Source organism: Kitasatospora sp. NPDC057500, from assembly GCF_042802195.1.
GTDB lineage: Bacteria > Actinomycetota > Actinomycetes > Streptomycetales > Streptomycetaceae > Kitasatospora.
This window is the reverse complement of sequence record NZ_JBHVER010000167.1, coordinates 1-18,223: the sequence shown is the minus strand read 5'-3', so window position 1 is coordinate 18,223 and position 18,223 is coordinate 1. Positions and strand designations below refer to the sequence as shown.

The window sequence follows — 18,223 nt, the reverse complement described above, 5'->3', positions numbered from 1 at the left end:
CGTCCGGACGGTGTGGTGGCCCGGGTCGTGGCCCTGGACCGGCCGGGCCGGGTGGGCGAGCTGCTCTCCGCGCTGCCGACCGGGCAGCGTTCCGCCACCCCCGCTCCGTGAGGTTCCCGATGCTCAAGCGACTCGGCCGGGTGGTCACCGCCCGGCCCTGGTCCGCCCTCCTCTTCGTCGTGGTGTTCCTGGTCAACGCGCTGGTCGTGGGCGCCGGGGTCACGGACCGGCTGCACAACGGCGGCACCGCCGACCCGGGCTCCGAGTCGGCGCGCGCCGCGGTGCTGCTGGAGCGGTCCTTCCCGGCCAGCTCGCCCAACCTCGTCCTGGAGGTCTCGGCGAAGGCCGGCGGCTCGGTGGACGCCCCCGGGACGGCCCGGGACGGTGCCCGGCTCGGCGAGCGGCTCGCCTTCGAGCCGGACGTCGTCGGGGTCACCTCGTACTGGCAGACCGGCGTCGAGGGCCTGCGCTCCGCCGACCGCGGCACCGCGCTGATCCTCGCCCGCATCGAGGGCGACGAGAACCGCGCCAGGGAGGTCTTCGACCGGCTGGCCCCCCGCTACCGGGGCAGCCCCGCCGGTCTGGAGCAGCTGGACGTCCGGCTCGGCGGCACCGTCGCGGTCCGCGAGGAGATGCAGACCACCATCGCCGACGACCTGGCCCGGGCCGAGCTGATCGCGCTGCCGATCACCCTGCTGATCCTGGTCCTGGTGTTCCGCGGCCTGGTCGCCGCCCTGCTGCCGCTCGCCGTCGGGGTCTGCGCGATCCTCGGCACCAACGCGGCGCTGCGGGTGATCACCGGGTTCACCGAGGTCTCGGTGTTCGCGCAGAACCTCACCACCGCGCTCGGGCTCGGCCTCGCCATCGACTACGCGCTGCTCATCGTGCGGCGCTTCCGCGAGGAGCGCGAACGCGGCCTGGAGGTCCGGGCGGCCGTCGCCACCACGCTCGACACCGCCGGGCGCGCGGTGCTGTTCTCGGCGCTGACCGTCGCGGTCTCGCTCTCGGCCATGCTCGTCTTCCCGCTCTACTTCCTGCGCTCCTTCGCGTACGCGGGCATCTCCGTGGTGCTGATCGCCGCCGCCGCGGCGCTGATCCTGCTGCCCGCCCTGCTCACCCTGCTCGGCGGCCGGATCGACGCGCTCACCGTCCGGCTGCCTGGCCGGGCCGCGCGCGCCGCCCGCTCCGACCGGCCCGCCGGCATGGGCTGGCACCGCACCGCGACCCTGGTGATGCGGCGCGCCCCGCTGTTCGCGCTCGGCATCACCGCGCTGCTGCTCGTCGCCGGACTGCCGTTCCTGCGCGTCCAGTTCGCCGCCGCCGACGACCGGCAGCTGCCCACCGGCTCCGAGTCGCGGGTGGTCCAGCAGACGATCAGGGACGGCTTCACCGCCAGCGCCACCGGCGTCATCGACGTGGTGGTGCACAGCGCGGCCGGCGCGGCCGGCGGGTCCACCGCCGGTGCCGGTGCCGGCGCCGCCGCCGACCCGGACCGCGAGACGCTCGGCCGGTTCGCCGCCCGGCTCTCCGCGCTGCCCGGCGTCACCGAGGTCTCCACCCCGCTCGGCGACTACCGCTCGGGCGCCGCCTCGGGCGAGTCCGGCCCGGCCGACAGCGTCCGCACCGCCGACGGCCTCGGCCACCTCTCGGTGGTGCCCGCCGCCGGCCGGGGCGACGTCTCCCAGGCCAACCAGGACCTGGTCGGCGAGATCCGCCGGGCCGGCGCCGAGTTCCCCGGCCTGCGGCCGGTGGTCGGCGGCCAGGCGGCCTCCCTGGTCGACAGCAAGCACGCCATCGCGGTCCGCCTGCTGCCGGCCGGCGCGCTGATCGTCGGCGCCACCCTGCTGCTGGTATTCCTGCTCACCGGCAGCCTGCTGATCCCGCTCCAGGCGGTGGTGCTGAACGCGCTCAGCCTGACCGCGATGTTCGGCGTCGTGGTCTGGGTGTTCCAGGACGGCCACCTGTCCGGCCTGCTCGGCTTCACCCCGACCGGCGCCGTCGAGACCACCCTGCCGGTGCTGATGTTCTGCGTCGCCTTCGGCCTCTCCATGGACTACGGCGTCTTCCTGCTCTCCCGGGTCAAGGAGGAGTACGGACGCGGCCGGGACCCGCGCAAGGCCGTCGCCGACGGCATCCGGCACACCGGCGGGCTGATCACCGCCGCCGCGCTGATCCTCTCGGTGGTGCTGGTGGCGATCGGGACCTCCCGGATCACCAACACCAAGATGCTCGGCCTCGGCGTCGCGCTCGCCGTGCTGGTCGACGCGACCGTGGTGCGCTGCCTGCTCGTCCCCGCCGTGATGGCCCTCGGCGGCCACGCCACCTGGTGGGCCCCGGCGCCGCTCAAGCGGTTCCAGGAGCGCTTCGGGCTGCGCGAGGAGCCGCTCGCCCCGGAGGGCGGGGCCGAGGCGGACCGCCCGGCCGGCCGTCCCGAGGCCCTGGGCGATCCCGAGCCCGGTCCGGGGCCCGTCCTCGCCGCGAAGGAGTCCTGATGACCGACCAGCCCACCCCGACGGGCCGCGTCGTGGTCACCGGCGCCACCGGACTGCTCGGCGGCGCCGTGGTCCGCGAGCTGCTGGCCGCCGGCCACCGGGTGACCGCCCTGGTCCGCGACCGGCAGAAGGCGCAGCGGCTGCTGCCCGCCGACGAACGGCTCGACGTCCTGGCCGGCGACATCACCGACCCGGCCGGCTACCGGCGGGCCCTGCCCGGCGCGGACGGCGTCATCCACACCGCCGCCTACTTCCGCGAGTACTACCAGCCGCAGCCCGACCTGCGCCGGCTGCACGCCGTCAACGTCGACGCCGTGCTCACCCTGCTCCGCGAGGCCGTGGACGCCGGCGTGCCCCGGGTGGTGCACACCAGCTCGATCAACACCGTCGGCCGCGGCAGCACCGGCTTCCCCGCCGACGAGGACACCCCGCCGCCCGCCGACTGGCAGCGCAACGGCTACCGGGCCAGCAAGGTCCGCGCCGAGCAGGCCGTCGCCGACTTCTGCGCGCGCGAGGGCCTCACCGTCCCGCTGGTGCTGCCCGGCTGGATGTGGGGCCCCGGCGACGCCGGCCCCACCTCGGCCGGCCGGCTCTTCCTCGCCGTCGCACACGGCGAACTGCGCGCCGTCCCCCGGGCCGGCAACCACGTGGTGGACGCCCGGGACGTCGCCGCGGCCTGCGTCCGCGCGCTGACCCACGGCACCGGGCTGCGCCGCTACATCGTCGCCGGCTCCTGGTACGGCCTGCACGACCTGGTCACCGGCATCGCCGCGGCCTCCGGCGCCAACCCGCCCCGGCAGATCCCGGCCGGCGCCGCGCTCGCCTTCGCCACCGCGCTGGAGTACGGCGCCAAGCTGCGCGGCCGCCCGCCGGTGGCCACCCGCGAAGGGGTCAGGGTGCTGCTCGACGGCACCCGCACCCGGCTCTCCTCCGCCCGCGCGGAACGGGAGCTCGGAGTCACCTTCCGTCCGCTGGCGCAGACCCTGGCCGACGAGGCGCGCTGGTACCGCGACCAGGGGCGGCTGCCGTCATGACACCTCCCGCATCCCCCTCCCCGGGCCCAGCCCCGACCCCGGACAACGAAAGGGCCGCGACCGTGCCCCGTTCCAGGAAGACCGCCGTACTGACCGTCGCGGCCGCGCTGATCGCCCTGACGCCCGCGGTGGCCGCCGTCGCGGCGCGCTCCGACGGCACCCCGGCGTCCGGCACCCCGACCGCCGCCGGCCCGGCCGCCCCGCCGCCCGGGGCCGAGCAGGCCGCCGCCGACACCAAGGCCCGGCTGGCCGCCGGGTCCATCGTCGACATCCCGGTCCGCTTCACCGTCCAGAACGTCAACCGCACCCTGGCCGCCTGCCCGGTGGACGGCAGGACCTACCAGGTCAGCGGCCACCTCACCGCGCCCGAGGCGGTCCTCGACGGCGGCGCGGGGCCGCGCACCGTCACCCTCTACGAACACGGCATCGCGGCCGGCGAGTGGTACTGGCGCCTCGACGCCCCCGGCTACCACCACGCCGAGGAGCTGGCCAGGAAGGGCCACGCCTCGCTCACCATCGACCGGATCGGCTACGGCGCCAGCGACAAGCCCGACGGCTTCGGCAGCTGCATCGGCGGCCAGGCCGACATCGCCCACCAGATCGTGGAGCAGCTGCGGGCCGGCGGCTATCGCACCGAGCAGGAGGGCCGCACCCCCGTCGCCTTCGACAAGGTCGTGCTGGCCGGCCAGTCCAACGGCGGCCAGGTAGCCCAGATCGAGGCCTACTCCTTCCAGGACGTCGACGGCCTGGTCCTGATGGACTGGACCGACCTCGGCCTCACCCCGCAGGCCAACGCCCGCTTCTTCTCCTCCCTGCAGACCTGCCTGCGCGGCGGCTCCGCCGCGGACGGCGCGGGCGGCCCCGGCGGCTACGCCTACTACGACCTCGGCACCGAGGAGTTCAAGGCCGGCAACTTCAACGACACCGAGCCCGGCGTCGTCGCCCTCTCCGCCCCGCACCAGAACCGCCACCCCTGCGGCGACATGGCCTCCCAGCTCGGCTCGGTCCTGGTCGACCTGCGCCACCTCAAGGACATCAAGGTGCCGGTGCTCTTCCTCTACGGGGAGAAGGACGCCCGCGTCCAGGGCGGCGCCGAGCACCGCGCGCTGTTCACCGGCACCACCGACACCCAGCTCGTCGAGATCCCCGCGGCGGGCCACTACATGGGCATGGCCCGCAACGCCCCCCAGGTCCACGCCTCCCTGGCCGACTGGCTGACCAAGCACCAGTTGGGCTGACCCGAACGCCCGCCGGGGGCGCACCGTCCCCCACCTCACGTCTGGAGACCAGTTGTCATGACGCTCACCCTCGAACCCGGGGTCGACCAGCGGGTGCCGCTGCTGCGGAGGCTGGGCCGACTGCTGGTCGACCGGCGGCGGGCCGTGCTGATCGCCGGCACGGTCCTGCTGGTGATCGCCGCCGCGCTCGGCGCCGGCGCCCAGAAGGCGCTCTCGCTGTCGCGCTTCGAGGCGCCCGGCTCGCAGTCCGACCAGGCGGAGCAGGTGCTGCACCGCGAGTTCGGCCACGGCAGCCCCAATATGATCCTGCTGGTCACCGCCAAGCACGGCACCGTGGACGACCCCGCCGTCGCCACCGCCGGCCGGGCGCTGGCCGACGAACTGGCCGCCTCGGCGGGCGTGCGCACCACCGGCTCCTACTGGGCGCAGGGCAACAGCCCCGCGCTGGCCGCCACCGACCGGAGCAAGGCCCTGGTCACCGCCTGGCTGGACGGCACCGCCACCGAGTCCCGGGAGCGGCTCGCCGACCTGTCGCCGAAGTTCACCCGCGAGACCGCCGACGTCAAGGTCGAGGTCGGCGGCCAGGACGAGGTGTTCCGGCAGGTCGGCGCGCAGGCCCGGAAGGACTTCCTGGGCGCCGAGGCGATCGTGCTGCCGATCGTCCTGCTGCTCCTGCTCGCCGTCTACCGGCGCTGGTCGGCCGCCGGGCTGACCATCGGCGTCGGCCTCTTCTCGGTGCTCGGCACGCTGACGCTGCTGCGCGGCGTCACCCTGTTCACCGAGGTCTCCACCTTCGCCGCCAACCTCGCCCTGGTGATGGGCCTGGGCCTGGGCATCGACTACAGCCTGTTCGTGATCTCCCGGTTCCGCGAGGAGGCCGCGGCCGGCCACGACAAGCACACCGCCGTGGTCCGCGCCGTCGAACGGGCCGGCCGGACGGTGATCTTCAGCGGGATCACCGTGGCCATCTCGCTGCTCGCGCTGTTCGCCTTCCCGTTCCCCTTCCTGCGCTCCTTCGCGTACGCGGGCGTCTTCGTGGTGCTCACCGCGATCGTCGGCGCCGTCGTCCTGCTGCCCGCCGCGCTCGCCGCCGTCGGACACCGGGTGCTGCGCCCGGGCGCCGCCGGGGCGGCCCGTCCGGTCGAGGACGGCCGCTGGTACCGGCTCACCCGCCGGGTGATGGAGCGCCCGCTGATCTGGGGCACCGCCGTGGTCGCCCTGCTGCTGCTCGTCGGCGCGCCGTTCCTCGGCGTGAAGTTCGGCCTGCCCGACGAGCGGGTGCTGCCGGCCGACGCCAGCAGCCGGGTCGTCCAGCAGCAGGTCCGCGACGGCTTCCCGGCCCGCGAGACCGACGCCCTCCAGGTGGTCGCCACCGGCGTCGCCGACGCCAAGGGCACCACCGGCCCGACCGACGCCTACGCGGCCAGGCTCTCCGCCCTGCCCGGCGTCTTCCAGGTGGACACCTTCACCGGCTCCTACGCCGGCGGGAAGCTGCGCACCGGCCCGACCGCCGACTCCGCGCGGTTCGCCACCGGCTCCGGAGTCTGGCTCACCGTGATCCCCGAGGAGGCCGCGCTGGCCGGGGACATGCCCGGGCTGGTCGGCAAGGTCAGGGACGAGGCCGCGCCCTACCGGGTGCAGGTCGGCGGCTTCCCGGCCGACATGACCGACTTCCGCTCCCGGCTGCTCTCCGCGCTGCCGCTGGTGGCGGGCCTGATCCTGGTGCCGACCTTCGTCCTGCTCTTCCTGATGACCGGCAGCCTGCTGATCCCGGCCAAGGCGACCGTCTCCAACCTGCTCAGCCTCACCGTGATGTTCGGCGCCCTGGTCTGGGGCTTCCAGGACGGCCACCTGGCCGGCCTGCTGGACTTCACCTCGGCCGGGTCGATGGAGCCCAGCATCCCGATCCTGATGTTCTGCATCGCCTACGGGCTGTCGATGGACTACGAGGTCTTCATCGTCTCCAGGATCAAGGAGGAGCACGACCGCGGCGTGGACACCCCGACCGCCGTCGCCACCGGCATCCAGCGCAGCGCCCCGCTGATCACCGCCGCCGCCGGCATCCTGGCCCTGACCTTCGCGGTCTACGCCACCGGCTCGGTCGTCTTCCTCAAGGAACTCGGCGTCGGCCTCGCCCTCGCCGTCCTGGTCGACGCCGTCCTGGTCCGCGCCGTCCTGCTCCCCGCCGTGATGCGCCTCGCCGGCCCCGCCAACTGGTGGGCCCCCGCCCCCCTCCGCCGCCTCCACACCCGCTTCGGCCTCACCGAATAACCCCCCCGCCCCGGGGCGGCTCCCCCGCCGCCCCGGGGCCTTCCGCCTTCTCGGGCACCTGTGCGAGCAGGCGCGGGTCAGTACGGCAGCAGGTCGCTCGTGATCAGGTCGAAGTCGAACGGCTCGGGGATGCGCAGCGTCTCGCCGAGTGCCTCACGGCGGTGGTCTCCTGGAGTGTGCCGGGCAACATCCTCAGAGTAGTCCGGCGCCTGGGCCGACAGCGCCAGTGCGCGGTGCCTTGCTGCGGCGCCCGTTCTCCGGCCCCTCACGGGGCCTCGATCGCCCCGGCGGCCGACCGTCCGCCGTGCGGTTGGCGTCAACCGGCACCAAAATGCCCCCGAAGCGATCCGCTTCGGGGGCATCGTGCCTGGTCAGGCGATTGTGGCCAGGGCCGGGGTCGAACCGGCGACCTTCCGCTTTTCAGGCCAAGCCGGGGCGGCGAGATGCCCCAGTTTGGGTGATTCTGCCGTCCGTGGAAGGCCGCCGTCGGACGCCATCGTTCGGGCCGGTTGGCGTCAGCACTGGCGTCAACCGGCCCGGGCGAGCCGGTTGGGCTCACCAGTCGAGAGCGCGGAGCCGCTGGTTCGTCCGGGGCAGGTCGAAGCGGGTCGGGTCGAAGCCGGCCGCTGTTTCGAGGCCGAGCCAGGACAGCAGATCCTCGCGTTCGGGACGGGAGGGGTCGCTGAGGGCCTGCTTGAGGTCGTCGTATCCGGGCGCGCCGCCGCAGTCCTCGGGCGGGCAAGCTCCTGCTCCGTCGATGCACAGCGGGTAGTTGCGGCCCGCCTCGGCAGCCACTTGGCGCTCGACGAGGAGGCGGTGCTCCCATGAGTCACCGAAGTCGTAGGTGTAGTCGAGGAACTCTCCCTCCTTGACCAGGGCGTCCAGGGCGGCGGCGGTCTCGTCGACGAAGTCGAGTTCGGAGGAGGGGTGGCCGTAGTTGACGCCTTTCACGTCGAACGCGTGCAAGTGGCAGTTCTGCCAGCCCATGGCGGCCTGGATGATCAGGTGCAGCCGGTCGAGGCGGAATCCGGCCGGGACCTGAATGCGGCGCCAGACGGCGGGTTGTTCCACATCGGTGAGTTCGATGCGGAGTTGGTAGACGGGGTCGCCGGGGCGTGTTCCCCCGTGCAGCCGGGCCATGGCTTGACGGCCCCGCGAGGTGAGGGCGACGGCGTCGCCGACGCGCTGGACTGAGCTGAGGCCGAGCAGCGTCGCGAGTACGCGGTCCACGTCGCGGTCGTTGCTCTGGCGCAGCAGCCGGAGGCGGTCTTCGGGAAGATCGTCGAGGACGTAGAACCCGGAGACCTTGTCCCATACCGCGGCCTGAAGCTCCTGCTCGGGAACCAGGTCGTCGGCGGCATACAGGCTCGTCAGCAGCACCCGAAGCCCGGCCGGGTACTCCTCGGCGAAGACCGAGCCGAGCCACCCGGAGGGGAGCACCGCCTCGCCGATGCGCGGCAGGGCCTCGAACAGTGCGCCGAGGATGCGCTCGGGGTTCTCCAGTGCGCGCGCGTTCTTCTTGACCGGCACCAGGCGGCCGCCGACGACCCGAATCAGCCGGGCCGCCTTGGCCCATTCCACCAGCAGGTTCAGGTGGTACAGCTCCTGGCTGGACTTGGTCTTGAAGGTCCTGTCGCCGATGGCCGGGTTGATGGTTTCGCCGGTCTCCAGGAGCGTGACCAGGGCCCGCGCGTCGGCGAGGGTGACCTTGCCCGTCTGGGTGAGCTTGCGTCCCGCGCCGATCCAGCTGACGAGATCTCGGATCTGTTCGACGGTGCGTGGCTGCTCGGGTTCCATCATCGGTTCCTGTCTGCCTTGGGCTTGACGGATTCCATCATCGAGGACCGGCAGACCCGCTAGGGTCGCGGCGATGAGCGAGTACCAGTACTACGAGTTCCTGGCGATCGACCGCCCGCTGACCGGCGAGGAGCAGGACGAGCTGCGATCGCTGTCGACCCGGGCCCGGATCACCGCGACCAGCTTCACCAACGAATACCAGTGGGGAACCTTTCGAGGCGACCCCAGGCGGATGGTGGAGCGGTACTACGACGCTCATCTCTACCTGACCAACTGGGGCACCCATCAGGTGATCCTGCGGGTGCCCAAGGGGCAGCTCGCGCTGCGGGCGGTGGAGCCGTACTTCTTCGACGAGTGTGTCGAGGCGTGGACGACCAGGACCCACCTCATTCTCGACCTGCGCAGTGAGGACGAGGGCGGAGACTGGGACGAGGGTGCCGAGGACTCGCTCGGTGCCATCGCCGGGGTTCGGGCCGAGCTGGCCTCCGGGGATCACCGCGCCCTGTACCTCGCATGGCTGTCCGGCATCGGCGCCTGGGCACTCGAGGACGACGACGAGGCTTACCAGGCAGCGGTCGAGCCCCCGGTCCCGGCTGGGCTCGACCGGCTCACCGCACCGCAGCGGGCGCTCGCGGACTTCCTGCGTGTCGATGCCGACCTGCTGGCGGTCGCCGCCCAGGTCAGCCCGCCCGCCCCTGCCCCTCGGAAGCGGCCCGGGAAGAAGGAGCTGGCGCCGCTGATCGCCGCACTTCCCGAGACGGAGAAGAACAACCTGCTGTTGCGCCTGGCACTGGGCGATGAGCCTCAGCTGGGAGCCGAACTCGTGCGCCGTCTGTGCGGCGAGCCGCCCGTCGCGACGGTGCCGAGGCAGCGCTCCGCTGCCGAATTGCTGGACGCCGCGCACGCGCTGGCCACCGAGCGCCGGCAGTCTGCCGAGCGGGTTTGAGTCGAGGCACAGGACAAGAAGCTGACCGCCCTGGCCGCCGATGAGGAAGCGATCTGGCGCGAAGTCGAGAACCACGTCGCCTGTAAGCAGACGGCCCACTACGACGTCGCCGTGGCCCTCCTGGTCCAGCTCCGGGAGGCCTGTGACCACGTCGGACGCGGCCCGGAGTTCCGGCAGCGGCTCGCCGCGCTCCGTGACCAGTACCGGCACCTGCCCGGCTTGCTGCGCCGGCTCGACGACCGGGCCCTGCGGGGCTGACGCCCGTCCTTTCCACATTCGGACGCGCCGAGGGACACCGGTGGGCCAAGGCTGCAACCCGGCAGCCGGAGTCAGTTCCCCTCGGTCCAGAACTGCTGGAGTCGCGCGATCGCCTGGGCCTTGTCCAGCTCTGCGACCTGGTCTTCGGCGAGTCCGACGCGGTTGATCAGCATGTAGACCAGATCCGCGGGAAGTGCCTCGCGTGGTGGCTCGGGCGCGCCTCGATCGGGAAGCGTGCCGTCCAGGACGCACGGCCAGAAGACATCCTCCGTCACGTCCAACTGGTCGCGGAGGATGTGCGCCCACATGCTCGCGCCGTACACGGTGCGGTCGACCGGATGCGATACCCGAGTACGCAGGATCCGCCCATCGGGGAGCCCGAACTCATAGGTGATGTGGTGGGTGCCGGTACGACCGCGCGCGTCACGTACCCGATCCCAGCCTTCGACCTTGCAGAACTGCTCGTGTCGTTCACGTGTCGGCTGAGGCCAGGTCACTTCGCGACTCCGAGCAGCCAGTCGCGGAGCTGCGCGTCGTCGCTGAGACCGATCAACTGGACCAGGCCCCAGTTGTCACGGTGGTTCGGAGCGTTCAGGAGCCGGTCCTGCCAGTCCTCCGCATACTCGCGGAGCGCGTCGACCATCTCGTCGATGGCCTCGTCGAACGTGCCGCCATCCGCGGCGACCGGGAGGCCGGGGAAGAACACCGACCAGCCACCGCCCTCGGCGACCACCTCGGCCTTGGATGGGCACAGCAGCGTGAGGGCATGGCGTAGCCGCCCCGCATCGACCACGGCCGCATATCCGGTGTCCCGGCGAACGGTCGCGACCCGGCCCTGCCCGGCTGCGTCCAGTAGGTCCTTCAGGTGCGCCCGGGCTTCGGTGTAGCTCTCGTAGTGGACCGCTGTCATTGGAAGCCTCCTCGTTCGAGAACAAGGGTCACGCCCGCCGTGAAGTACGTCAAGTACGTCACGTACTTACCCTGGGGTAGGAGAACGGTGACCGCCCGCTGTGCCGTTGGCGTCAAACAACGCGAAAATGCCCCCGAAGCGAATCTGCTTCGAGGGCATCGTGCCTGGTCAGGCGATGTGGCCAGGGCCGGGGTCGAACCGGCGACCTTCCGCTTTTCAGGCCAACCCGGGGCGTCGAGATGCCCTAGTCCGGGTGATTCTGCCGTCCGTGGAAGGCCGCCATCGGACGCCATCGTTTGGGCCGGTTGGCGTCAGCGTTGGCGTCAATCGGGGGCCAGTCCGAGGCATGGTGGCCGGTGGGACGGTGGCTCGGGGTGCCATGCGGGGCACCTCACACGTCGCCTGGCCGTGCGACGTGTGAGGTGCCTCTACGAGTCCTTTTGCGAAAACAGCCAGGTCTCAAAGCCGGACAGGAACTCACCCATCGCCCCGAGCGATGACGGGTCTGCCTCGTACTGGATCGACAGGTTGACCTCGTACAGCTTGTACGCGGGCCGTGCGTCGCGCGCTGCTGCAGCGGCGGCTGCCAGCGTACGGACAGCGTCGTCGCGCCGACCGGTCTCGACTGACTCGATGAGGTCGGGCCAGAGGTTGTCTCCGATGTGGTTGAAGAGCTCCATCAGGTGCAGGCCGGCCTTGTGGGCACGGTTACGGATGGCTTCCTGCTCGGCCCTCCAGCGGTCCTCAGCCCATTGGTCATCCTGCTCGTCCGGCTCCGACCAGTCGGCCATCTCCTTCTGGAACTGGAGGTCGAGGTCCTCCTGGGCCAGCCGCGGGTGCTCAAAGGCAGGCATTTCCCCGGCCTTGAACAGCTCGGTCGGCACCGAGAGGTCGGGGGTGGGCGTGCCCTCCAGGAGCGCGGTCAGCAGCAAGACCGCGTCGATCTTGGGAAGGATCTCAGCGACGTCCACGAGACCCCCAAGGGTTCCGACCGCCTGCTCGACAGCCGAGTAGTCGTGCTCGGCGATCTGGTTGTCAAGGTCGAAATGGAGGTCGAGGACTGCGCTGCCGATACTGCGAAGTTCGTCCAGATGGTCGGCGATCTCGGTCTCGACACGCTCGATGGTCCGCCGAAGCTCGCGAGCCTCGGCGGCCTGCTCCTCGAGCGCCGCTACCGCGTCGGTGATCTCACTCACGCTGTCCCCCTTGTCCCGGTACGGTCCGACTCAACTGTCCGGAGTGGTAACTCTATTACCATCCACGGACCTTGAGGCCGTACTCGGTGTCCGGGTGCAGCAGGGCGTCGGCGACCCGGCCGCCGGCGTCCTTGGCACCGCGTCCGAAGTTCAGGACGCCGGAGGCATTCGCGCTGGCGGCGATGCCGTCCCAGAAGCGGGCGTCACGTTCCCAGCGCACGGAGTCCAGCAGGGCGGTCAGCTGGTCCTCGGTGAGCTGTCGGCCGGAGGTGGCCCAGCTGGTGGCCTGGTGAGCGGCGACGCCGAGGCCGGCCAGCACGGCTGGGGCGGAAACGGCGCTGCGGGCGGCGAAGTGCGGGTAGAGGCGGGCGATGAGCCGCGAGAGCAGCGGAACGAGCTGCTGCTCGATGTACCGGCGACGGGCACATCCGGTGCTGGGACCTCCCATCCGGAGCGCTGGTTTGGGAGCAGCGGACCCATGCCGGCCGCGTGAGGTCGCTGGCATTCGATGCCGAGGGGCACCTGCTTGCGGCGAGCGGTGGCGACGGTTCCGTGCACCTCTGGGACTCGCGCACGGGCCGCCACCTCAGCCGGTTTGTGAACCCCGGAGGATGGGCGCGTTCGATCGCCGTCGATGCTGCGGGCACCCACCTCGCGGTGGGCTCCGGCACCGGGGAGATCCACGTCCGCGACGTCCGGACCGGCCAGTTCACCGCGCACCTGTCCGGAAACGTCGGCCGGGTCCTCATGATGGCCTTCGGCGACGATCCCGACCGACTGCTGTCGGCTGCGGCCGACGGGACCGTGCGGGCCTGGTCGCTCGGCCACCAGCACCAACTCGCCGAGGTACGTGTCGACGCGACGCTGAACTGCGCCGCCGCCGACCCCAGTACGGGCCGCGTACTCGTGGGAGCGCGGCCGGCCCGGCGTCGCTGCAGCTCCATCATGGGCAGACCGTGGATCATGTGGCGGAACCCGCCGACAGCCGAGGAGAAGGACGATTCTGAGCATGCCCAGCGCACCCGTGATCCTGAGCGGCACCCCCGGCTCGTTCGCCCGGGACGTCTTCCACGAGCGGCACCCGAAGCTCGTCCAGCAGGTGCTCGATGCACTGCCGTACGGGCCGAGCGAGCGAGCCGCGATCGAGGAGCTCCTCGCCGAGAGCATCGACGGTGTGCTGCAGCCGCTCAGCACCAGTGCCCACGATCACCAGCAGTGGCTGGCGTGGGGTGAGGGCCTGTTCGGACGGCCGTGGGGCGAGGCGCCGTTCCTGTGGGCAGAGAGCTACTTCTACCGCAGGCTGCTCGAAGCCACCGGCTACTTCAGGCCCGGGCCTTGGCAGGGCATCGACCCGTTCGCACCGTTCAAGGAGGCCGAACTCGCCGGCCCGGCCGTCGACGCCGAGCTGGTGGCGTTGGGCGACCTGCCGTCGGATTTCACCGACAAGCGAGCCGCAGCGCTTCTCTCATCAGCGCTCTGGGGCAACCGCGCCGACCTGAGCTTCCAGATCACGGCGGAGGCCGGAGGGTCGATCGTGTCCGACCTGGTGGCCGACGACAGCGAGTCGCTCTGGGCCGAGCTGGAGCGGGCCCAGGGCGGGCGCGTCTGCATCATCGCGGACAACGCCGGCCGGGAGCTCCTGCCGGACCTGGTGCTGGTCGACCACCTCCTGGCTTCCGGCCTGGCGGCACAGGTCGTCGTGTACGTGAAGCCGCAGCCGTACTACGTGTCGGACGCGACGATGGCCGACGTCCTCGCCACCGTCCAGCGCCTGCGCACCGCCGCCACTGCGGCTGCCGCGACGATGGCCGACGTCCTCGCCACCGTCCAGCGCCTGCGCACCGCCGCCACTGCGGCTGCCGCGACGATCGGCGAACGGCTGTGGCGAGCGATGAACAGCGGCGCGCTCGTGGTCCGTACGCACTCGTTCTTCTGCGCACCGCTGCCGTTCCACGACATGCCCGCCGACCTACGGTCCGAGTTCGTCGGCGCAGCGATGACGATCCTCAAGGGAGACCTCAACTACCGGCGGCTGGTGGGAGATCAGCTGTGGCCGCCCACCACTGCGTTCACTGAGGTGGCCAGCCACTTCCCCTCAGCCGTGACGGCCCTGCGGACGCTCAAGTCGGACGTGATCGTCGGAGTCGACGCTGCCGTCGTCGCTCAGCTCGACAGCGCCGGGACGCCGTGGCGCACCAACGGCCGCCACGCCGTCATTCAGGTAGACCTTCGCCCGTAGTCGAAGCGCCGCCCGTGTGCCCCGCTGTCCTCGCTCGTCCGGGCCCGACGAGGCAAGCGTCGGAGGTGAACAGTGGCGGGTGCGGCGTGGACCTCAGCCCAGGTTCCAGGTCGTTCCGGCGAGGAGGCCATCGAAAGTGAGAGCTCTCATGGCGGTGTCGAAGTCGTCCCATTCGTGCTCGGGTTCGGTGTAGTGCTGGTCGAAGTCGGCGCGGGTGAGGTCGGGCTCGGGCCATTCGCGGGCGCAGCGGCAGCGGACGAAGATCTGGTCGCGGACGCCGAGGAGGAGCCAGCCGCGGCGGGCGCCGCAGCCGGTGCAGGTGATGGTGATGGTGATGCCGCGCGGGTTGAGCTCGGCGGGGTGCGGGACGGCGCGGATGACGGCACGCGCGGGTTCGGGGCGGGGTTGTAGAAGTCGTGGTCGTAGTCGGTCATGCGGTCGCTGGTGGGCAGGTGCGGGTGCGCCGTACCCGCCCACCGGGTTGGTCAGCGCCGACCTGCGCGCGATGCACTCCGCCGCCCGCGAACTCCTCCACGCCGGGCCGTACACCGGTCGGGGCGAGGACGGCATGGCGGCCGCCACGATCCTGACCAGCCCTGAGCCGCCTCGGGGAGGCCTTCTCCTAGCCTCGCGCTCTGGTTCATCAGTTCGTCCGGTGCCCGGCAAGACCCAGGTCTTGCCGGGCACCGGTGTCTTATGCGGTTGGTAGCTTGCGGCCTGCCCCCGAACCAGGGGTCGTCGTTCTGGAGAGGGGTCGACACGTGGGCGCCAAGACCGGGTTGCTCGTCTACATGGATACGCCTTCGTCCGGCCCGCTGCGGCTGTCGGCGGAAGCGGATCCGGAGCGGACTGTTGAGCTGGTCGGCCGTCTCTACCCCGGGTGGGAGGTCATGGAGTCGGCTGGGTGCGAGCTCGGCGACGCGACGTACCCGCCGGACGGGACCGCCTACCTCGGCAGCTTCCCCGGGGCCGATATCGTCTGCGACCGGCACTGGGTGGGCGACTACCCATCGCGGCTGCCCCAGCACCTGATCGACGTGAGCGCGGGACGCCGCCTGGTCGTGCACTGGATGCACAGCGTGGTGGACTTCCTGGCCTTCGCGGTTTGGGAGGACAGGCAGCTGGTCCGCTCGCTCAGCCTCTCGCCGGGCAGTGGGGTGATGGAGAACATCGGCGAGCCGCTGCCGTTCGAGGCGCCCTTCTGGGCCGGTGAGCACCCGGTGGAGCCGGTGCCGGGATGGCCGGCCAAGGGACCGTACCCGCTGCCGTTCCATCCCCTCGACATGGGGGAGGAGGCGCTGCGGTTCCTCTGCGGCTTCGTGTCGGAGGGCAGGCCGGAGCCGGAGGACATGGACCCCTACGAGGTGGCCCTCCACGGCTTCCGACTCACTGACCCGGACGGGCCGACTTCGGAGAAGAAGCAAGCCGCGATGCGGGCCATCATCAGCCGGATGGGGCCACCCCGGATCTTCACGTACGGCCCTGACGGCACCATGGTCGAAGTCGAAGGATTGTGATTGGCGTCACGCCGCCTCGGCTCCGGGTAGCCCGGCTGAGCTGCCCGGATTCGCCGCGATTCGGGGCCGTTGGCGTCAGCGTTGGCGTCAACCGGCACGAAAATGCCCCCGAAGCGATCCGCTTCGGGGGCATCGTGCCCGTTCAGGCTGTTGTGGCCAGGGCCGGGGTCGAACCGGCGACCTTCCGCTTTTCAGGCGGACGCTCGTACCAACTGAGCTACCTGGCCGTACTGCACCGTCTCTTGCGAGACGAGCGATCCCGACGGGACTTGAACCCGCGACCTCCACCTTGACAGGGTGGCGAGCTAACCAACTGCTCCACGGGACCTTGTAGTGGCGAACCACTAAGGTCTTGCGGCACAACACTTTACTACGGTACTGCGTGCCCCCAACGGGATTCGAACCCGTGCTACCGCCTTGAAAGGGCGGCGTCCTGGGCCACTAGACGATGAGGGCTTGCGGCCTGTCCGGCTGTTTCCAGCGTTCGGGGACGTCGAGAAGCATATGGGATGTGGGGCCGAACGCCAAAACGGGTTTCGGCCGGGTGGGCGGCGGGGGTCAGGACCAGCCGAGTTCGTCGAGCTCGTGGTCGTCGAAGCCGAAGTGGTGGGCGACCTCGTGGATGACCGTGGTGCGGACCTCCTCGACGACCTGCTCGTGGGTCTCGCACAGGCGCAGGGTCGGGCCGCGGTAGACGAGGATGCGGTCCGGCAGGACGCCGGCGTACCACTCGCCGCGCTCGGTGAGCGGGGTGCCCTCGTAGAGGCCGAGCAGCTCGGGGTCGGCGGGGTCGGGCTCGTCCTCGACGAAGACGGCGACGTTGTCCATCATCGCCGCGAGCTGCGGCGGGATCCGGTCGAGCGCGTCGGCGACCAGTACCTCGAACTCTTCCCGGGTCATCTCCACCGGTTCATTGTCGGGTCTGCGGTGACGGTGTGCCAGGCGGTCGGGGCCGGTGTTTCATGGGTCTGTGGCGACCTCGGAGGACTTGGCGGCGGACGACGCCGCGGACGGCGCGGCGCCCGGGGCGGCCCGGCGGCGGCCGCCGGTGCTGCGCGGGCAGGGGCCGGCGGTGGCGGTGGTGGCCGTCGGCGGGGCGCTGGGGGCGGCGGCCCGGTACGGCGCGGGGCTGCTGTGGACCACCGGGCCGTCGGCGTTCCCGTGGACGACGCTGCTGGTGAACGTGGTGGGGTGCGCCGTGATCGGGGTCTTCCTGGTGGTGGTCACCGAGGGCCGGCCGGCCCATCCGCTGCTGCGGCCGTTCTTCGGCACGGGCGTGCTGGGCGGCTTCACGACCTTCTCGACGTACGCGGTGGACGTCCGCCGGCTGCTGGAGGAGGGCCGGCCGGGACCGGCCGTGGCGTACCTGGGCCTGACCCTGGCGGCGGCGATGGCGGCGGTCTGGGCGGCGGCCGCGGTGACGCGCCGTCTGCTGCCGCGCGGGGCCGGGAGGCCGGTGTGACGGGCGCGGCGGGGCCCCGGCCGGGCGCTGCGGCGCTGCGGCTGACCGTGCTGGTCGGCGAGGGCGACCGCCACCGGCACCGCCCGCTGTACAGCGAGATCGTGCACCGGGCGCGGGCGGCCGGGCTGGCCGGGGCGAGCGTGTTCCGGGGGGTGGAGGGGTTCGGGGCGTCCTCGATGGTGCACACGGCGCGGCTGCTGTCGCTGAGCGAGGACCTGCCGGTGGCGGTGGTGATCGTGGACACCGAGGAGCGGGTGCGGGCGTTCCTGCCCGAGTTGGAGGAGCTGGCGGTGGAGGGGCTGGTGACCTTGGAGCGGTGCGAGGTGGTCCGGTACGCCGGACGGCCCGGCAGGGTGGGGGACGCGGGGGCTGCGGGGGCCGCGGGGGAGGACGGGGCGTGAACTGGCTGCTGGTGGTGGCAGGCGCGCTGGTGGGCGCGCCGCTGCGGTACCTGACCGACCGGGCGGTGCAGTCCCGGCACGACTCGGTGTTCCCGTGGGGGACCTTCGTGGTGAACGTCGCCGGAAGCCTCGTCCTCGGGCTGGTGACCGGGGCGGTGGCGGCCGGCGCGGCGTCCCCGCACGTCCAGTTGCTGCTCGGGACCGGGTTGTGCGGGGCGCTGACCACGTACTCGACGTTCTCGTACGAGACGCTGCGGCTGGCCGAGGGCGGGGCCGGGCGGTACGCGGTGGCGAACGTGGCGGGGAGCATCGCGGCGGGCCTGGCGGCGGCGTACGCGGGCGCGGGGCTGGCCTCGGCGCTCTGGGGCTGAGAGGTCGTTTTATCCCGATGTTTTATCCCTAAATCAGCTACTTGATCTGGGATGTCGGGTCGCGCCATGAGATGGTGTTCTCGCCGGTGAG

General features: G+C 71.9%; 19 protein-coding genes, 3 tRNA genes and 1 pseudogene. 12 read left to right on the top strand and 11 right to left on the bottom strand.

Translation table 11 applies throughout. The features are described 5' to 3' along the window. Window positions 1-119 precede the first annotated feature (119 nt). From ACFU74_RS28150 to ACFU74_RS28135, 4 genes are all read left to right on the top strand, one after another. A complete protein-coding gene (locus ACFU74_RS28150; protein ID WP_380761657.1) occupies window positions 120-2,492 on the top strand; it encodes an MMPL family transporter in 2,373 nt (790 codons plus the stop codon). Beyond that, entirely contained in the window at window positions 2,492-3,526 is a 1,035-nt protein-coding gene (locus ACFU74_RS28145) for an NAD-dependent epimerase/dehydratase family protein (protein WP_380761655.1), read from the top strand. The genes ACFU74_RS28150 and ACFU74_RS28145 overlap by 1 nt, the downstream gene beginning before the upstream one ends. 62 nt (window positions 3,527-3,588) lie before the next feature. Continuing rightward, on the top strand, window positions 3,589-4,764 hold the full coding sequence (locus ACFU74_RS28140; RefSeq protein WP_380761653.1) for an alpha/beta hydrolase: 1,176 nt from the start codon (window positions 3,589-3,591) through the stop codon (window positions 4,762-4,764). Window positions 4,765-4,821: 57 nt separating this feature from the next. Further along, on the top strand, window positions 4,822-7,035 hold the full coding sequence (locus ACFU74_RS28135; protein WP_380761651.1) for an MMPL family transporter: 2,214 nt from the start codon (window positions 4,822-4,824) through the stop codon (window positions 7,033-7,035). 77 nt (window positions 7,036-7,112) lie between these two features. Here the strand turns inward: ACFU74_RS28135 and ACFU74_RS28130 are convergent, their stop codons facing one another. Together ACFU74_RS28130 and ACFU74_RS28125 are read right to left on the bottom strand one after the other, a co-directional pair. Further along, window positions 7,113-7,304, bottom strand: a complete 192-nt coding sequence (locus tag ACFU74_RS28130) for a hypothetical protein (protein ID WP_380761649.1) — start codon at window positions 7,302-7,304, stop codon at window positions 7,113-7,115. 286 nt (window positions 7,305-7,590) lie between these two features. Continuing rightward, a complete protein-coding gene (locus ACFU74_RS28125) occupies window positions 7,591-8,832 on the bottom strand; it encodes a plasmid pRiA4b ORF-3 family protein (protein WP_380761647.1) in 1,242 nt (413 codons plus the stop codon). 73 nt (window positions 8,833-8,905) lie between these two features. Between ACFU74_RS28125 and ACFU74_RS28120 the strand changes: the two genes are divergently transcribed. Together ACFU74_RS28120 and ACFU74_RS28115 are read left to right on the top strand one after the other, a co-directional pair. After that, window positions 8,906-9,778 carry a hypothetical protein gene (locus ACFU74_RS28120; RefSeq protein WP_380761645.1) on the top strand — a complete coding sequence of 291 codons (873 nt, stop codon included), beginning with the start codon at window positions 8,906-8,908 and terminating at the stop codon, window positions 9,776-9,778. Between the two features lie 111 nt (window positions 9,779-9,889). Continuing rightward, window positions 9,890-10,036 (top strand): hypothetical protein, encoded by a 147-nt coding sequence (locus ACFU74_RS28115; protein WP_380761643.1) that lies wholly within the window; start codon window positions 9,890-9,892, stop codon window positions 10,034-10,036. A gap of 71 nt (window positions 10,037-10,107) precedes the next feature. Here ACFU74_RS28115 and ACFU74_RS28110 read toward each other — a convergent pair whose 3' ends face one another. The 4 genes from ACFU74_RS28110 to ACFU74_RS28095 form a co-directional block, all read right to left on the bottom strand. Further along, window positions 10,108-10,533 carry a cytotoxic translational repressor of toxin-antitoxin stability system gene (locus ACFU74_RS28110; RefSeq protein WP_380761641.1) on the bottom strand — a complete coding sequence of 142 codons (426 nt, stop codon included), beginning with the start codon at window positions 10,531-10,533 and terminating at the stop codon, window positions 10,108-10,110. Further along, entirely contained in the window at window positions 10,530-10,946 is a 417-nt protein-coding gene (locus ACFU74_RS28105; RefSeq protein WP_380761639.1) for a prevent-host-death protein, read from the bottom strand. The genes ACFU74_RS28110 and ACFU74_RS28105 overlap by 4 nt, the downstream gene beginning before the upstream one ends. A gap of 428 nt (window positions 10,947-11,374) precedes the next feature. Next, entirely contained in the window at window positions 11,375-12,142 is a 768-nt protein-coding gene (locus tag ACFU74_RS28100; protein ID WP_380761637.1) for a hypothetical protein, read from the bottom strand. 55 nt (window positions 12,143-12,197) lie between these two features. Continuing rightward, window positions 12,198-12,590 (bottom strand): hypothetical protein, encoded by a 393-nt coding sequence (locus ACFU74_RS28095; RefSeq protein WP_380761635.1) that lies wholly within the window; start codon window positions 12,588-12,590, stop codon window positions 12,198-12,200. Between ACFU74_RS28095 and ACFU74_RS28090 the strand changes: the two are divergent. Together ACFU74_RS28090 and ACFU74_RS28085 are read left to right on the top strand one after the other, a co-directional pair. Then, window positions 12,569-12,910: pseudogene (locus ACFU74_RS28090) on the top strand (WD40 repeat domain-containing protein); the annotation flags it as partial. The gene ACFU74_RS28095 and the pseudogene ACFU74_RS28090 sit on opposite strands and share 22 nt — an antisense overlap. A 241-nt stretch (window positions 12,911-13,151) precedes the next feature. After that, window positions 13,152-14,381, top strand: coding sequence for a damage-control phosphatase ARMT1 family protein (locus ACFU74_RS28085; protein ID WP_380761634.1), 1,230 nt, complete (start codon window positions 13,152-13,154; stop codon window positions 14,379-14,381). 93 nt (window positions 14,382-14,474) lie between these two features. On the opposite strand, the gene ACFU74_RS28080 is transcribed toward ACFU74_RS28085, so the two are convergent. Then, window positions 14,475-14,951, bottom strand: coding sequence for a hypothetical protein (locus ACFU74_RS28080; RefSeq protein WP_380761632.1), 477 nt, complete (start codon window positions 14,949-14,951; stop codon window positions 14,475-14,477). A 191-nt stretch (window positions 14,952-15,142) separates the two neighbouring features. On the opposite strand from ACFU74_RS28080, the gene ACFU74_RS28075 reads away from it, so the two are divergent. Beyond that, entirely contained in the window at window positions 15,143-15,898 is a 756-nt protein-coding gene (locus ACFU74_RS28075; RefSeq protein WP_380761631.1) for a DUF6928 family protein, read from the top strand. A 153-nt stretch (window positions 15,899-16,051) separates the two neighbouring features. On the opposite strand, the gene ACFU74_RS28070 is transcribed toward ACFU74_RS28075, so the two are convergent. The 4 genes from ACFU74_RS28070 to ACFU74_RS28055 all read right to left on the bottom strand — a co-directional run bounded on the left by ACFU74_RS28070 (window position 16,052) and on the right by ACFU74_RS28055 (window position 16,798). Then, window positions 16,052-16,125, bottom strand: a tRNA-Phe gene (locus ACFU74_RS28070). Between the two features lie 27 nt (window positions 16,126-16,152). Then, window positions 16,153-16,226 (bottom strand) — tRNA-Asp (locus ACFU74_RS28065). A 55-nt stretch (window positions 16,227-16,281) separates the two neighbouring features. Beyond that, window positions 16,282-16,354: transfer RNA gene (locus tag ACFU74_RS28060), tRNA-Glu, on the bottom strand. Between the two features lie 102 nt (window positions 16,355-16,456). Then, the gene (locus ACFU74_RS28055) at window positions 16,457-16,798 is read right to left on the bottom strand and encodes a metallopeptidase family protein (protein ID WP_380761629.1); all 342 of its coding nucleotides are present in this window, start codon (window positions 16,796-16,798) and stop codon (window positions 16,457-16,459) included. A 70-nt stretch (window positions 16,799-16,868) separates the two neighbouring features. Between ACFU74_RS28055 and crcB (ACFU74_RS28050) the strand changes: the two genes are divergently transcribed. Genes crcB (ACFU74_RS28050) through crcB (ACFU74_RS28040) form a run of 3 tightly spaced genes read left to right on the top strand, consistent with a single transcriptional unit; the run spans window position 16,869 to window position 18,132 of the window. Next, entirely contained in the window at window positions 16,869-17,360 is a 492-nt protein-coding gene (crcB, locus tag ACFU74_RS28050; protein ID WP_380761627.1) for a fluoride efflux transporter CrcB, read from the top strand. Further along, window positions 17,357-17,761 carry a DUF190 domain-containing protein gene (locus tag ACFU74_RS28045; RefSeq protein ID WP_380761625.1) on the top strand — a complete coding sequence of 135 codons (405 nt, stop codon included), beginning with the start codon at window positions 17,357-17,359 and terminating at the stop codon, window positions 17,759-17,761. The genes crcB (ACFU74_RS28050) and ACFU74_RS28045 overlap by 4 nt, the downstream gene beginning before the upstream one ends. Further along, window positions 17,758-18,132 (top strand): fluoride efflux transporter CrcB, encoded by a 375-nt coding sequence (crcB, locus tag ACFU74_RS28040; protein WP_380761623.1) that lies wholly within the window; start codon window positions 17,758-17,760, stop codon window positions 18,130-18,132. The genes ACFU74_RS28045 and crcB (ACFU74_RS28040) overlap by 4 nt, the downstream gene beginning before the upstream one ends. Window positions 18,133-18,223 lie beyond the last annotated feature (91 nt).